15 protein-coding genes are annotated in these 14,229 nt (G+C 58.4%); 10 read left to right on the top strand and 5 right to left on the bottom strand.

The genetic code is table 11. The features are described 5' to 3' along the window. The first annotated feature begins 170 nt into the window (after nt 1–170). Nucleotides 171–1,016, top strand: a complete 846-nt coding sequence (locus tag ACP7EE_RS08140) for a Ku protein (protein ID WP_426234155.1) — start codon at nt 171–173, stop codon at nt 1,014–1,016. 157 nt (nt 1,017–1,173) lie between these two features. Here the strand turns inward: ACP7EE_RS08140 and lpxO are convergent, their stop codons facing one another. Further along, nucleotides 1,174–2,073 carry a lipid A hydroxylase LpxO gene (gene lpxO, locus ACP7EE_RS08135; protein ID WP_426234154.1) on the bottom strand — a complete coding sequence of 300 codons (900 nt, stop codon included), beginning with the start codon at nt 2,071–2,073 and terminating at the stop codon, nt 1,174–1,176. 311 nt (nt 2,074–2,384) lie between these two features. Between lpxO and ACP7EE_RS08130 the strand changes: the two genes are divergently transcribed. After that, a complete protein-coding gene (locus tag ACP7EE_RS08130) occupies nt 2,385–3,971 on the top strand; it encodes an ABC-F family ATPase (RefSeq protein ID WP_426234153.1) in 1,587 nt (528 codons plus the stop codon). 84 nt (nt 3,972–4,055) lie between these two features. On the opposite strand, the gene ACP7EE_RS08125 is transcribed toward ACP7EE_RS08130, so the two are convergent. Together ACP7EE_RS08125 and ACP7EE_RS08120 are read right to left on the bottom strand one after the other, a co-directional pair. After that, nucleotides 4,056–5,093, bottom strand: a complete 1,038-nt coding sequence (locus ACP7EE_RS08125) for an alpha/beta hydrolase family protein (protein WP_420649831.1) — start codon at nt 5,091–5,093, stop codon at nt 4,056–4,058. 168 nt (nt 5,094–5,261) lie between these two features. Beyond that, nucleotides 5,262–5,873, bottom strand: coding sequence for an FMN-dependent NADH-azoreductase (locus tag ACP7EE_RS08120; RefSeq protein ID WP_426234152.1), 612 nt, complete (start codon nt 5,871–5,873; stop codon nt 5,262–5,264). 126 nt (nt 5,874–5,999) lie between these two features. On the opposite strand from ACP7EE_RS08120, the gene ACP7EE_RS08115 reads away from it, so the two are divergent. Then, the gene (locus ACP7EE_RS08115) at nt 6,000–6,908 is read left to right on the top strand and encodes a LysR substrate-binding domain-containing protein (protein WP_426234151.1); all 909 of its coding nucleotides are present in this window, start codon (nt 6,000–6,002) and stop codon (nt 6,906–6,908) included. Then, nucleotides 6,905–7,264 (top strand): MmcQ/YjbR family DNA-binding protein, encoded by a 360-nt coding sequence (locus ACP7EE_RS08110; protein ID WP_426234150.1) that lies wholly within the window; start codon nt 6,905–6,907, stop codon nt 7,262–7,264. Before ACP7EE_RS08115 ends, ACP7EE_RS08110 begins: the two co-directional genes overlap by 4 nt. Here the strand turns inward: ACP7EE_RS08110 and ACP7EE_RS08105 are convergent. Together ACP7EE_RS08105 and ACP7EE_RS08100 are read right to left on the bottom strand one after the other, a co-directional pair. Further along, entirely contained in the window at nt 7,261–7,689 is a 429-nt protein-coding gene (locus ACP7EE_RS08105) for a DUF1294 domain-containing protein (protein ID WP_426234149.1), read from the bottom strand. The genes ACP7EE_RS08110 and ACP7EE_RS08105 overlap by 4 nt on opposite strands. Beyond that, entirely contained in the window at nt 7,686–8,516 is an 831-nt protein-coding gene (locus ACP7EE_RS08100; protein ID WP_426200872.1) for an undecaprenyl-diphosphate phosphatase, read from the bottom strand. Before ACP7EE_RS08100 ends, ACP7EE_RS08105 begins: the two co-directional genes overlap by 4 nt. 308 nt (nt 8,517–8,824) lie before the next feature. Between ACP7EE_RS08100 and ACP7EE_RS08095 the strand changes: the two genes are divergently transcribed. The 6 genes from ACP7EE_RS08095 (at nt 8,825) to ACP7EE_RS08070 (ending at nt 14,185) form a co-directional block, all read left to right on the top strand. After that, on the top strand, nt 8,825–10,459 hold the full coding sequence (locus ACP7EE_RS08095; protein WP_426234148.1) for a methyl-accepting chemotaxis protein: 1,635 nt from the start codon (nt 8,825–8,827) through the stop codon (nt 10,457–10,459). A gap of 213 nt (nt 10,460–10,672) precedes the next feature. Further along, nucleotides 10,673–11,236: a nicotinamide riboside transporter PnuC gene (pnuC, locus tag ACP7EE_RS08090; protein ID WP_426234147.1), complete on the top strand. Its 564-nt coding sequence runs from the start codon at nt 10,673–10,675 to the stop codon at nt 11,234–11,236. Further along, complete coding sequence (locus ACP7EE_RS08085; protein ID WP_426234146.1) at nt 11,233–11,757, top strand: AAA family ATPase; 525 nt, start codon at nt 11,233–11,235, stop codon at nt 11,755–11,757. The genes pnuC and ACP7EE_RS08085 overlap by 4 nt, the downstream gene beginning before the upstream one ends. A 358-nt stretch (nt 11,758–12,115) precedes the next feature. Further along, nucleotides 12,116–12,565 (top strand): hypothetical protein, encoded by a 450-nt coding sequence (locus ACP7EE_RS08080; RefSeq protein WP_426200879.1) that lies wholly within the window; start codon nt 12,116–12,118, stop codon nt 12,563–12,565. 1 nt (nt 12,566) lies between these two features. Further along, nucleotides 12,567–13,139: an adhesin gene (locus ACP7EE_RS08075; RefSeq protein WP_420649840.1), complete on the top strand. Its 573-nt coding sequence runs from the start codon at nt 12,567–12,569 to the stop codon at nt 13,137–13,139. 68 nt (nt 13,140–13,207) lie between these two features. Next, nucleotides 13,208–14,185, top strand: coding sequence for a heme utilization protein (locus ACP7EE_RS08070; protein WP_426234145.1), 978 nt, complete (start codon nt 13,208–13,210; stop codon nt 14,183–14,185). Nucleotides 14,186–14,229: the final 44 nt, after the last annotated feature.

Below are 14,229 nucleotides of genomic sequence, written 5' to 3'. Positions count from 1 at the left end.
CGCGTGGACTAGAGCCTTCGAGTCCACGCTACGCCGTGGGTTCGGATTTGTTAACCCGTCGCTGCTAAACAAGATGTAACACGACTTGACCGGCCGACCGCCGAGATCTAAACACTCGAAACTTTTGCGCCACGCCGCAGGTCACCTGAACATCACTCGGAGGACGCACCATGGCTCGGGCAATCTGGAAAGGCGCAATCAGCTTCGGACTGGTGCACATCCCTGTGGCGCTGGTTTCGGCGACCTCATCGCAAGGCGTGGATTTCGACTGGCTGGACAGCCGCAGCATGGATCCCGTGGGCTATAAACGCGTAAACAAGGTCACCGGCAAAGAAGTGACCAAGGAAAACATCGTCAAAGGCGTGCAGTTCGAGAAGGGCCGCTATGTGGTGCTCAGCGAAGAGGAAATTCGCTCGGCGCACCCGGTTTCGACGCAGACCATCGACATTTTCGCCTTCGTCGATAGCGAACAGATCCCACTGCAAAACATCGACACGCCGTATTACCTGGCTCCGGACAAACGCGGTGGCAAGGTCTACGCATTGCTGCGCGAGACGCTGACCAAGACCAATAAAGTCGCCCTCGCCCGGGTTGTGCTGCACACCCGCCAGTATCTGGCAGCGTTGATGCCATTGGAGTCAGCGCTGGTGCTGGTAAAACTGCGTTGGCCGCAGGAAGTGCGCAGTCTTGATCAGCTGGAACTGGGCAGCGAAGTGACCGAGCCAAAACTGGCCAAGGGTGAGCTGGACATGGCCAAACGGCTGGTGGAGGACATGAGTGCGGACTGGACGCCCGAAGATTACAACGACGAGTTCGAAGACAAGATCATGGCGCTGGTCGACAAGAAGGCCCATGAAGGCAAGATCGAGGATGTCGAGACGGCGACTGGCGAGGAACAGCGTAAGTCGGCGGATGTGATCGACTTGACCGAACTGCTTAAACGTAGCTTGGGTGGGAAAGCGCCGGCCAAGGCGAAGGCCAAGGCTGCGCCGGCCAAGAGGGCTAAAAAGGCTTGAAACCAGGCAGAAGGCAAATCTTCAGTGGTTTTGATGGCCTCATCGCTGGCAAGCCAGCTCCCACAGGGTTTTTCGGTGTGAATAATATTTATGTATCACCGGGAAACCTGTGGGAGCTGGCTTGCCAGCGATGGCGTCCACCCAAACAACACTGATTTCAGATCAGAATGAAAACCGCAAGCAACCCACCAAAGATCGCCCACTTTTCCATGTAATACCGTGCACGATTGCGCTTTTTCAGCTCTTTACCACGCAAACGAATTTTGTAGATCTTGGTAAACAAGCGGTTGATCCCACCTGTCCGGTCGCCCGCATCATTCGGCGCACCCGCCGCCGACATTACAGTGCGGCTGAACCAACGGTTGAGCGCTGCCGCCCAGCGATACTTCATCGGCCGCTCAACGTCACAGAACAGGATGATGCGGTTCTGATCCGTGGTGTTCTCGGCGTAGTGAATGAAGGTCTCGTCAAACATCACCGCTTCACCGTCACGCCAGTGATAGTTCTCGCCATCAACGTTGATGTAGCAACCGGCGCTGTTCGGCGTGTCCAGACCCAAGTGGTAACGATAGGAACCGGCATACGGATCGCGATGACGCACCAGTTTCGACCCCGGTGGCAGCTCGGCAAACATCGCAGCCTTGATCGAGCCAATGCTCTGCACCAGTTCAGTGGTTCGCGGGCACAGCTTCATCGCCGACGGATGGCTTTCGCCGTACCACTTCAGGTAGAAACGTTTCCAGCCAGACTTGAAAAAAGAATTGAAGCCGACATCGTCGTACTGATTCGAACGCTTGATCTCACCGGCGCGCAGCAGATGCTGGCCTTCGGCGCGGATTTCTTCCCAATGAGTCTGCAACGGAGTCAGGTCAGGGAAGTCCTTCGGATCGAGGTACGGCTTGTTGGGGATCTTCGAGAACAGAAAAAGGAAGCAGTTGATCGGCGCCAGAAACGTCGAATGGTCGCTCAATTGGCGACCGAGCTTGTGCCGCACACGGCCACGTAAATGCACGTATGCAATGGAAATGACATAAACAGCGGCAATGATGAGTTTCACGGAAATCGTCACACGTCGGAAGTGAACAAACTGCGCGCCTTTTAGAGGCGTTAGGCGAATGGATGGCATTTTAGCCACAGTTTGTAACCAACCGTGAACACTCATCTGTGAAAAACTGTCCCGCGATCACCCCAAACGCTGATCGGCTGCTCACTGCCCTATCGTTTAAAGAGCCAGACCAGTACAATCGCCGCCAAACTTTAGCGCCCCCCTTGGTTGATGACGGGAATTCCCGCCTCAGCGCACTTCGACTCGGGCCAAGCGCTCCGGCCGCACCCTCGCTATCCAAGCATGCTCCACAGGAAAAACCTTTGATTTCTACAGCTAACATCACGATGCAGTTCGGCGCCAAGCCGCTATTCGAAAACGTTTCGGTCAAGTTCGGCGCGGGCAACCGCTACGGTCTGATCGGCGCCAACGGTTGCGGCAAGTCGACGTTCATGAAAATCCTCGGCGGCGACCTCGATCCGTCGGGCGGTCAGGTCATGCTCGAGCCGAACGTGCGTCTGGGTAAATTGCGCCAGGACCAGTTCGCCTACGAAGAATTTACCGTTATCGACACCGTGATCATGGGTCACGAAGAGCTGTGGAAGGTTAAAGCCGAGCGCGACCGCATCTACTCGCTGCCGGAAATGAGCGAAGCAGACGGCATGGCCGTCGCCGAGCTGGAAACAGAATTCGCTGAAATGGACGGCTACACCGCTGAATCCCGTGCCGGCGAGCTGTTGCTGGGCCTGGGTATCGGCATCGAGCAACACTTCGGCCCGATGAGCGAAGTGTCGCCGGGCTGGAAACTGCGCGTATTGCTCGCGCAGGCGCTGTTCTCCGATCCGGAAGTGCTGTTGCTCGACGAACCGACCAACCACCTGGACATCAACACTATCCGCTGGCTGGAAAACATTCTGACCCAGCGCTCCAGCCTGATGATCATCATCTCTCACGACCGTCACTTCCTGAACAGCGTGTGCACCCACATGGCTGACCTGGACTACGGCGAGCTGCGCCTGTTCCCGGGCAACTACGACGAGTACATGACCGTGGCGACCCAGTCCCGCGAGCAATTGCTGTCGGACAACGCCAAGAAGAAAGCGCAGATCTCCGAGCTGCAATCGTTCGTCAGCCGCTTCTCGGCCAACGCCTCGAAAGCCAAGCAGGCAACCTCCCGCGCCAAGGCGATCGACAAGATCCAGCTGGCCGAGGTCAAGCCTTCGAGTCGTGTCAGCCCGTTCATCCGCTTCGATCAGAACAAGAAGCTGCACCGCCAGGCCGTCATGGTCGAAAAAATGGCCAAAGGCTTCGACGGCAAGCCGTTGTTCAAAGATTTCAGCTTCCAGGTTGAAGCTGGCGAGCGCGTGGCGATCATCGGCCCGAACGGTATCGGCAAGACCACTCTGCTGCGTACCCTGGTCAACGAACTGACCCCGGACGCCGGCAGCATCAAGTGGACCGACGCCGCCGAACTGGGCTACTACGCCCAGGATCACGCCCACGACTTCGAAGACGACATGACGCTGTTCGACTGGATGGGTCAGTGGACTCAGGGCGAACAGATGATTCGCGGTACTTTGGGCCGGATGCTGTTCTCCAACGACGAGATCCTCAAGTCGGTCAAAGTGATTTCCGGTGGTGAGCAAGGTCGCATGCTGTTTGGCAAGCTGATCCTGCAACGGCCGAACGTGCTGATCATGGACGAACCGACCAACCACTTGGACATGGAATCCATCGAAGCGCTGAACCTGGCGCTGGAAAACTACCCGGGCACGCTGATCTTCGTCAGCCACGACCGTGAGTTCGTGTCGTCCCTGGCCACTCGAATCATCGAGCTGAGCCCGACCGGCGTGACCGACTTCAGCGGCACCTACGATGACTACCTGCGTAGCCAGGGCGTAGTGTTCTAAGGGCGGTACAAGCCTTTAGCTGCAAGTTGAAAGCCCGGTCCATGTGACCGGGCTTTTTGCATTCAAGGGATTGATCTGCCGCTTTTATTGATCCGCGGTCTGCATGCCGGCGCGGGTTGGCGCGCCCAGCGCATGCGAGAAGAAGCGCCCGGCTTCGGAAATCAGATTGCGATGGATGTCCTCGCGGTCGACTCCGTCGGCATCGGTACACAGCGCCGGCATGGCGAGGATTTGCGCTTCATTGCACGGCGCCATGAACACAAAGTGCCCTGCCCCGGCCAACAGCTTGAAGTCCGGCGCGGTCGGCAATTTGCGCGCAAGAGCTGCAGCGTTTTTGTCGAAGGCCACCAGTTTGTCGCCGTCGCCGCTATAGAGCAGCACCGGCACATGCACATCGGCCAGGGTATGCCGGCCGAATTTCAGGCTCAGTGGCGCCATCAGCAGCAACGCATGCACGCGTGGATCGGCCACCGGTTGCAGGTCATCGCGGTCGACAATCAACTCGCCCTTGGTGTTGCAGGCATCGCGGTCGTCCGGACGTTCTTCGCAGTAGCGGCGCAGGCGATCCAGATCCGGCTGCGCGCCCGAGAGAATCAACGCGGTTTCGCCGCCGGCCGAGTAGCCAATTACACCGACCTGATCGGCGTTCACAAACGGCGCGAGCATGCGGTCACCCAACGTGGCGGTAATCGCTTCGGAAATCTGAATTGGCCGCCCGTACAGATTGCTCAGAGTGCCAAGTCGGCTGTGATCTTTGGAGTTGTCGCCGGGATGAATTACTGCCACTACGACAAAGCCTTTACGCGCCAGCGAGGTGGCGAGGTCATGCAGCGCCAGCGGTGTGCCGGTGTTGCCGTGCGAGAGCATGAGCATTGGAAAGCGCCCGATGGCGATCCTGGTGTCTTCACCAGCCTCGACCGAATAGCCCTCAAGCAGGCTCTGGTGTTCGCGGTCGCTGGAAGGATAAAACGCGATGGCGCGCATCGGTTGCAGATCCAGCGGATCGAGGAAAGTCATCTCGTGATAACCGACGCTCCAGCGCGGGTGTACGCCTGGCGCAGCGTGCACTGAATTCAGGCTGCCAAGCAGGCAAATCAGTAACGTTGCACAAAGACGCATCATGGGATGGCCCACCCTGTTGGTTCCGAAGATCGTCAGAACATTAATTGCATAACCCGGGCCAGATTATGTAACAGCCAGAAACAAAAAACTCCGTATTCGGCCCTTGCGGAACCAGAATACAGAGTTTTTTGGGAATTGCCTGAACGGAGGCTGTTCTTTACGCAGGCCTTACGCCGCGGCGAACAGTTGTTCGCTGATCTGCGTGTGGGCAGCGGTCAGTGCGTTGTTACGCACTTCATCACCATACGCCAAGCCTTCGGCACGCACGATTTCGATGTCGGTGATGCCGAGGAAGCCGAACAGCAGTTTCAGATACTCCTCGTGAGCAACGCCCGAAGCCTGACCGGCGTGGATGCCGCCGGCGGTCGACACGATCACCACTTTCTTGCCACCGCACAGGCCTTCCGGGCCAGCGTCGGTGTAACGGAACGTCTGGCCGGCAACGGCGATGCGGTCAATCCAGGCTTTGAGCTGGGTTGGCACGGTGAAGTTGTACATTGGCGCGGCGACGACGATGGAGTCGGCAGCGATGAATTCGGCCAGCGTCGAAGTGCTCAGCTCGGCTTCGTGCTGTTGTGCGGCGTTGCGCAGTTCGGCGGTGGTGCCGGCAGCTACCAGGGTGGTCGACGAGAAGTGACTGATGGCGTCGGCGGCCAGGTCACGGTAGGTAACCACAGCGCTTGGTTCAGCAACCTGCCAGGCTTTGACCACTTCGCTGCTCAACTGACGGGAAGCCGAGTTGTCGCCCAGAATGCTCGAATCGATATGCAACAGTTTCATGAGGAATCTCCTGTAAGGATCGTCGTGGTCGACGCAATGGAGACAATCCTACAGACGAAACCAATACTCGATTAGCCGCCGACAATGCGATAGTTTGTCCCACTGATAGAACAGTTGGATTTCCCCATGCAAGACCTCAATGATCTCTACTATTTCGCCAAAGTGGTCGAGGCCGGTGGATTCGCTGCCGCCGGCCGCTTGCTCGGCATCCCCAAGTCGCGGCTGTCACGGCGAATTGCCGAACTCGAAGAGCGCCTCGGCGCCCGTTTGCTGCAACGCACGACCCGACAATTGAAACTGACGGCGGTCGGCGAACGTTATCTGCGCCATTGCCAGGCGATGTTGCTGGAAGCGGAAATGGCCGATGAAGCGGTGGCGAGTATGTCCAGCGAACCGCGTGGGCGCTTGCGCGTGTCGTGCCCGACCGGGCTGGCGCATGAGATGTTGCCGTTGGTGATCAGCAGTTTCCTCGACAAATTCCCGCAGGTGCAGCTTGAGGTCATCCTGCTCAATCGCCGGGTGGACCTGATCAACGAAGGTATCGACGTCGCGCTGCGCGTGCGCGAACACGGCGATGAAGACCCGATGCTGGTCACCCGGCGGTTGCGTCAGGCACAAATGGTGGTGGTCGCCAGCCCCTCGTTTATTCAGGATGCACAAATCCATCATCCGCAGGATCTGAAAAGTCTGCCGGTGCTCGGCGCGCTGGAACCTGATCGCCTGGTGCATGTGCGCCTGATCGATCAGAACGACAAAAGCTGCGATCTGGCGCTGGAAGCCCGGTTGGGCATTGACGATTTTGTGGTGCGCAAGGCTTGCGTGCTGGCGGGTCAGGGTTTCACGTTATTGCCGATGATGTATTGCGAAGCCGAACTGGAAAGCGGCACGCTGGTGCGCTTGTTGCCCGAGTGGTCATTGCCCGGTGGCTGGCTGCAAGCGGTGTATCCGCATCGGCGCGGGGTGATGCCAGCGGTGCGCGCGTGGATCGACCACTTGGTCGAATCGTTCAATGCCTGCGGGGAGCGGCTGCTATGAAAAAAGCAAAGATGAGCGAAACGGATGTTGCCGAATTCTGCCTGGCATTGCCCGGCGCACGCGAGGATTACAAATGGGGCGGCGTGCGGGTGTTTTCGATTGCCGGCAACAAGATGTTCGCCTTGCAGGGGCTGCGCGGCGATTCACTGGCATTCAAGGTCGACAAGGATTTGTTTCTCGGCCATTGCGACCGTCCGGGCATTCACCCGGCGCCGTATCTGGCGCGGGCGCAGTGGATCATCATGCACCCGCCCTACCCGCTGGGCGCCGAGGAATTGCAAGGGCTGTTGCAGCGCTCGCATCAACTGGTGGTGGGCAAACTGCCGAAGAAAACTCAGGTCGGACTGCTGCTTTAGAATATCGCCGAAAGCGTCGAACCGATGAACAACTGATCAATCCAGAACACCTGATGCAACACCACGATCAGCCAGAACAGCACTTGAAACGACACCTTGCGCGTCTTGTGCCGGAACACTTGCTGGGCGATCAATGCGCCGGGCCAGCCGCCGGCCAGTTCCACTGCGTGCAGGACATTTTCCGGGATGCGCCAAGCGCCAGTACGGGCCTTGTGTTTGTCCGCCCAATACAGGAAAAACGCCAGCACGCTGACCACCGCATAGGCCGTCAGCGCTACCCGCGAGATCCCGTCCAGCCACATCGACGCGGCGCCAAACAGTGGCAACGCGCAGACGATCAGCAACACCAGCAGTTTCAACTTCAGGTACTGAATGTTGCTCCCCGATGAACGCTGATCCGGGCGGCGTGAGCGGGCATCATTCATGGCTTGGCTGCCGACCAGTCAACCCAGCCAAACTGCCAGGTCGCCAGAATCACCAGTCCAAACACGATCCGATACCAGGCAAACGCCGCATAACTGTGGCTGGCGATGAACTTGAGCAAACCGCGTACCGCGATCATCGCGAAGATAAACGCTGTGACGAAGCCAATCGCGAACACCGGAAAATCCGCCGGCACGAACAGGTCGCGATACTTATATCCCGAGTACACCGCCGCGCCAACCATGGTCGGCATGGCCAGGAAGAACGAAAACTCGGTGGCGGTCTTGCGTGACAAGCCAAACAACAGACCGCCAATAATCGTCGAGCCGGAGCGCGAGGTGCCGGGAATCATCGCCAGGCATTGGGCGAAGCCGATCTTCAAGGCGTCGGTCCAGTGAATTTCGTCGACAGTTTCAGCGTGCACCTCGTGCTGGCGCTGTTCGGCCCACAACATGATGATGCCGCCGATCACCAGCGCTGCAGCCACGGTGATCGGGTTGAACAGGTATTCGTGGATCAGGTCGGCAAAGATCACCCCCAACACCACCGCCGGTAGAAACGCGATCAGCAGGTTGGCGGTGAATTTGCGCGCACTCGGCTGAGTCGGTAAACCGACGACCACATCAAGAATCTTGCGACGAAACTCCCAGACCACCGCGAGGATCGCGCCGAGCTGAATAATGATGTTGAACGCCATGGCCCGCTCGCCACCGAAGTTGAGCAAGTCGGCAACGATGATCTGGTGTCCGGTACTGGAAATGGGCAAAAACTCCGTCAGCCCCTCTACAACTCCAAGAATCAGTGCCTGCAAGGCCGTCCAAAGATCCATCAATCCCCCAAGAAGCGATACCCGCTGGCATGCCCCGATAATATTTTTCCAACTGTTCACTGCGTCCAGCGTAGCTGGCTGTTTCTGTAGCGTTTTCCCGGCGCAGAGGATCGCTGCAAAACAGTCAAAATTGCGTGAAAAATCAATCTCGACTCAGGTTTTTCCGCGCGGGGCCGAAATCCTAACAGACACGCCGTATCAGCGCTGGTGCGCTGTACGACTTGAGTCGCGTATGCCCGGTCACACAAAACGTGGTTGGATGCTGGCGGTGAGTTATTACAAGAAAAAGAAATCGGAGTGACAGCGTTATGAACAGCTTGCGCAGTGTGTCGATCAGCCGACGCTTGTGGCTCATCTTGATAGTGGCCGTGGTGATGTTGTTGACCTTGGGCGTGTTGATGCTCAAGCAGATTCACGACGACCTCTATCACGCCAAAGCCCAGAAAACCCAGCATGTGGTGCAGACGGTCAGCGGTTTGCTGAACTATTACCAAGGCCTGGAAACCGCCGGCAGCCTGACCCGTGAAGCCGCGCAGAAACAGGCGCTGACCGCCATTCGCGGCTTGCGCTATGACCAGAACGACTATTTCTGGATCAACGACCTCACGCCCGTGATGGTCATGCACCCGACCAATCCGAAACTTGAAGGCCAGAACCTTTCGGCGATCCGCGATCCGGACGGCTTTGCGGTGTTCAACGAAATGGTCGCGATCGCCAAGGCCAAAGGCGCTGGCATGGTTGACTACCGTTGGCCGAAGCCCGGCGCCAGTGAGCCTGTAGCCAAGACTTCTTACGTGAAACTGTTCGAGCCGTGGGGTTGGGTGCTCGGCTCCGGAGTGTATGTCGATGACGTACAGGCCGAGTTCCAGGGCCAGGTGATCAAAGCGTCAGTCGCGGGCCTGGTGATTGCGCTGATCATGGTGCTGCTGGTGGTCCTGATTGCGCGCAGTATCGTGCGCCCGTTGCAGGAAACCGTAAACGCCATGGCCAACATCGCCAGTGGTGAAAGCGACCTGACGCGCAGTCTCGACACCCACGGCCAGGACGAAGTCACGCAACTGGCGCATCACTTCAATGCCTTCACCGCCAAGTTGCGCGGGGTCATCGGCGACTTGCAGAAATCCGCCAGCGCACTCGGCCAGTCGTCCAGCGAACTGGGCAACGATGCGACTCAAGCGCAACAGCGCAGCCAGCAACAGTCACAGCAGATGGAACTGGTGGCCACCGCCATCAACGAAGTCACCTACGGCGTGCAGGACGTGGCGAAAAACGCCGAACACGCCGCCAGCGAAATGCGCGACGCCGAGGCACAGGCGCAGCAGGGCCAGATCAATATCGACGGCAGCCTGCAACAGATCGACAAGCTTTCGGGGACTATCGACCAAGCGGTTGAAGTGATTCGCACCCTGGCGGCTGAAAGCACGCAGATCGGCAGCGTGCTGGAAGTGATCCGCTCGATTGCCGAACAGACCAACCTTCTGGCGCTCAACGCGGCGATCGAAGCCGCGCGGGCCGGTGAACAAGGTCGCGGTTTTGCGGTGGTGGCTGACGAGGTGCGTTTGCTGGCGCAGCGTACGCAGAAATCGACGGCTGAAATCCAGACGATGATCGAACGTTTGCAGAATCACTCGGAAGCGGCTGTGAAGGTGATCGGCGACAGCAGCAAAGCCTCGCAACTGACCATCGAACAGGCGGGGCTGGCCGGTGCGAGCCTGAATGCAATTGGTCAGGCACTGCGTAACCTCAACGGCCTGAATGCTTCGATTGCCAGTGCCACGCTGCAACAGGCGCATGTGGTGGAGGACATCAACCAGAACGTTACTCAGGCTGCCGGACTGTCACACAGCACGGCGCTGGCGGCGGAGCAGTCGAGCGTGGCCAGTGCGCGGTTGGGCCAGTTGAGCGAACAGTTGAACAGCCTCCTGCGCCAGTTCCGCGTGTAATTTCTCTCCCCTGTGGGAGCTGGCTTGCCAGCGATTGCGGTGTGTCATTCACCAAAAATGCTGGCTATGCCGAAGCAATCGCTGGCAAGTCGAATCGTCGCACCGCAGCTCCCACAGGATTTGTGGCAAACCACAGTTATGGCGTGGAATGCTGACCTCCGCAGGTTTTTCGGTACAATCCGCGCCCTCCTCTATTTCCTCCAAGGATCTCGCATGTCCGGGCTTGAACTGTTTGCTGCCGCCCTCGGGGTGATCGCGGTCTGGCTGACGGTCAAACAGAATCCTTGGTGCTGGCCGATCGGGCTGGTCATGGTGCTGCTTTACAGCTGGGTGTTCTTTGAGGTGAAGCTGTATTCGGACATGTTGTTGCAGGTCATCTACGCCGCCCTGCAGGTCTACGGCTGGTGGCAATGGACCCGCGCCGGCTCGATGCATGACGGGCGCCAGGTGAGCCGACTCGCCCCCCAGTCGATTGTCAAAGGCCTGGCTATCGGTGCCGTCGGCAGTCTGGCGCTGGGCGCAAGCATGGCCCACTGGACCGACGCTGCGCAGCCGTGGCTGGATGCGGCGCTGACCGGTTTCAGCCTGGTTGCGCAATTCTGGATGGCACACAAACGCCTGCAATGCTGGGCGCTGTGGTTCGTGCTCGATGTGATTTTCGTCGGGCTGTTCCTCTATAAAGGGCTGTACCTGACTGCTGCGCTGTATGCACTGTTCACCCTGATCGCGGTGCAAGGCTGGCGCGAATGGCGTGCCGATCCGGCGTTGCGCGCATGAAAGTCGTTGTCCTCACCGGCCCGGAATCCACCGGCAAGAGCTGGCTGGCAGCGGCGCTGCAAGAACAATTCGGCGGCCTGCGGGTGGACGAGTACGTGCGCTGGTTCATCGAGCAGAATCCGCGTGACACTTGTTTAGGGGATATTCCGGAGATCGCCCGTGGCCAGTTGCAGTGGGAAGATCAGGCGCGCGCGCAACAACCGCCGCTGCTGATCCTCGACACGCATCTACTGAGCAATATTCTGTGGAGCCAGACACTCTTCGGCGACTGCCCGGCATGGCTGGAGCCAGAGTTGCTCAGTCGTCATTACGATCTGCATCTGTTGCTCTCGCCGGAGCAGATCGACTGGACCGATGATGGTCAGCGCTGCCAGCCGCAACTGAGCGAGCGCAGGGCATTCTTTGACGCCACCCGCTCCTGGCTGCAATTGCATCAGCAACCCCTGCTGATAATTCAGGGAGATTGGCTCGAGCGTCGCCGCCAGGCTTGCGCTGCCGTGGCCGAGCTGCTGGGAGGCTGACCCATTCTGCGGGGGTGTCTATGCCCCTGTTTTCCCCTGCTTTGGGGCACAAGTGTCCATTCCTGAAACACATCTGCGGGTGCAAAGTGCCCGTCTCAACGCCCTTCATCAGTTTGTCACGGGACTTGTTACGCAGATGAAACACCTGCGCGTAAACCCTTGTGCCAGAGCTTTGCAATGCCAATCGGCGGTTGCCGCGCCGGGTGCGTGTTTCACGGTTGAAACAGTTTCTGTATCAGCAGCGCGGCAACGCAACTCAAGCCTTTGAATTCACAGCAATTTCAAAAAGCGGCACAGCTTTCGCTCTCTCCTTCACAACGCTGAACAGGCCCAGCCCACTGAAGAAGGAATTGCCGCCGTGGGGAATATTCAAAAAGCCTTTACTTGCCTCGTGCTGATCGGATCAGCCGCCAGCCCTTTTATCAGTTTCAACGTTCAGGCCGAAGGCAATGGCGTGATCGTACTCAATCGTGACGTGCAACCGATCCCGATTGGCCGCAATGGCGGCAAAGATCCCTATCCCACCACCGTCAATGCCAACCCTTCGGCGCGCATCAACTCGACGTTGAACAGTACCGAACTCAATGACGGTGATTTTGCCGGCGTCGCCAGCGGGTCCTCCATCCGCGGCAACATCAATACGCCAAGTTCCAATCTGCCCGGCATGAACACCCTGACCAACACCAACGGTTTGCCCGGCATGAGAACCGGCACTGGCGGCGGTGCCGGGGGTTCGATCTCGAATACCGTGAACCGGGCCATGAGCACTGGCCTGGCCCCGCTGACCCGCATGGCTGGAGGCCAATAAGATGACTCGTTCTCTGCTCCTGCTTGCCTTGCTCGGCTGCACCAGCGCAATGGCCGATCCATCCTCGATCAACCAGGCAGACATCCAGAATTCCGGCGTCCAGTACAAAGGCAATTTCAACGTCAACCAGGCCGCTGGCGACCAGATGCAGCAGGCCAACGTCAAGGCGATCGCCATTGGCACTGAGTCAAACGCCAGCACCCGCGTGATTCAGAAGATCGACACACCCGCCGACCGCTCGATGAACGCCAGTTCAACCATCGGTGGCACCTCTTTCAGTAATGGCAACGGGATCCTGGGCGTGAACCAGGGCGCCGGTGCCAACAACCAGATGGCCAATGTAACGCGCGTCAGCATCAGTGCCGGCCCGCAGAGCATTGACGATAGCGCCCTGTCGCAACAGAACGTGGCGTTGTTACCGAGCTCAGGAGCAACTGGCACCCCAACCGGCAGTCGCCAGGTCACGACAAGTGATCAGGCCTTCACCGGCAGCCGAGGGGTGATTCAGGTGAACCAGAGTGCCGGGGTGGGGAACCGTATGGCTAACACCCTGAGCATCCGGGTCGCAGACTGACCCATATAAAAAGCAGTGCAATTAGAAAGTACCAACACTTAACCAACTAATAAGCACGGAGAAACACCATGAAACCTACAATGGCTCTCAAACCACTGGTTTTCGCACTTGCAGCAGTGATGGCAATCGCAGCACAGGCAGGCGGTCGTGATGATGATCACGGTCATGGTAATGGGCATGGTCCGAAAGGCCCTACCCTGGAACAACTTCTGCAAATTACCGCGGGTGCTGGCGCCGCTGTGCTCGACGAGCAAAACAGCGACGGCAACGAGGTGAACAACCAAGGCACCAAAAACACCGCCAATGCCAGTGACTCGCTCAACAGCTCCAACGGCAACATGGGCGCCAACGTGGCAGCCGGCGACGGCATCCAGCAAGACAACGCTGCAGCCCTGGCTACCGCCGACGAAAGCTTCATCTTCGGCACTGCTGTTGCTGTCTCGAGTGCGACTCAAGTCAACAACAACAACTATGTGAAAAACTCGTCGACTACCAATACTGCAACACTCAACAACGCTGGCAATAACGGTTCCGGCAACATCGGGATCAACGTGTCTGCCGGCAACTTCAACCAACAGAAAAACAACCTGGCAATCGCTGTATCGGGTGGTCGCGTCGCGTCTGCCGCTGCTGCTGCCAACCAGTCCTCCACTGGCCTGGTTGTCGACAACAAAGGCGTACGTACCTACAAAACCGATACCCTCACCGGCACTTATGCAGCGGCTGGCGTGTTCAAAGCCAAAGGCACTGCAACCATCGAAGACGATGACCATCACGGCGGTTATGGCAACCGTGGCGGCGGCCACGGCGGCAACGATGACCAGAAAGCCAAGTTCGAAGCCGTGGGTACCTTTGGCCTCGCTGGCGTGACCACTCAGCAAGTGCTGACCAAAGATGGCTGGAAAGCACCTGTCGTCAACAACGCCAACATGACCAACTCGCAGAACAACTTCTCCGGCAACGGCGGAGCCAACGTCTCGGCGGGTGTGGGCAACCAACAAAGCAACTCGCTGTCCATCGCCGCAGGTTGCAAAGCCTGCATGTAATCGCGATCGAAACGAAAGCCCCGGAAACGGGGCTTTTCCTCAGT

Origin of the sequence: Pseudomonas sp. TWP3-2 (assembly GCF_049897765.1) — a bacterium.
Lineage (GTDB): Bacteria > Pseudomonadota > Gammaproteobacteria > Pseudomonadales > Pseudomonadaceae > Aquipseudomonas.
This window is presented reverse-complemented; position numbering and strand designations above follow the sequence as displayed.

Excerpts from the sequence above, each read along its gene's own strand:
- ACP7EE_RS08140 (WP_426234155.1), top strand. The coding sequence starts at position 171 with ATGGCTCGGGCAATCTGGAAAGGCGCAATCAGCTTCGGACTGGTGCAC.
- ACP7EE_RS08125 (WP_420649831.1), bottom strand. The coding sequence starts at position 5,093 with ATGATGCGTCTTTGTGCAACGTTACTGATTTGCCTGCTTGGCAGCCTG.
- ACP7EE_RS08120 (WP_426234152.1), bottom strand. The coding sequence starts at position 5,873 with ATGAAACTGTTGCATATCGATTCGAGCATTCTGGGCGACAACTCGGCT.
- ACP7EE_RS08115 (WP_426234151.1), top strand. The coding sequence starts at position 6,000 with ATGCAAGACCTCAATGATCTCTACTATTTCGCCAAAGTGGTCGAGGCC.
- ACP7EE_RS08110 (WP_426234150.1), top strand. The coding sequence starts at position 6,905 with ATGAAAAAAGCAAAGATGAGCGAAACGGATGTTGCCGAATTCTGCCTG.
- ACP7EE_RS08105 (WP_426234149.1), bottom strand. The coding sequence starts at position 7,689 with ATGAATGATGCCCGCTCACGCCGCCCGGATCAGCGTTCATCGGGGAGC.
- ACP7EE_RS08100 (WP_426200872.1), bottom strand. The coding sequence starts at position 8,516 with ATGGATCTTTGGACGGCCTTGCAGGCACTGATTCTTGGAGTTGTAGAG.
- ACP7EE_RS08095 (WP_426234148.1), top strand. The coding sequence starts at position 8,825 with ATGAACAGCTTGCGCAGTGTGTCGATCAGCCGACGCTTGTGGCTCATC.
- pnuC (WP_426234147.1), top strand. The coding sequence starts at position 10,673 with ATGTCCGGGCTTGAACTGTTTGCTGCCGCCCTCGGGGTGATCGCGGTC.
- ACP7EE_RS08085 (WP_426234146.1), top strand. The coding sequence starts at position 11,233 with ATGAAAGTCGTTGTCCTCACCGGCCCGGAATCCACCGGCAAGAGCTGG.
- ACP7EE_RS08075 (WP_420649840.1), top strand. The coding sequence starts at position 12,567 with ATGACTCGTTCTCTGCTCCTGCTTGCCTTGCTCGGCTGCACCAGCGCA.
- ACP7EE_RS08070 (WP_426234145.1), top strand. The coding sequence starts at position 13,208 with ATGAAACCTACAATGGCTCTCAAACCACTGGTTTTCGCACTTGCAGCA.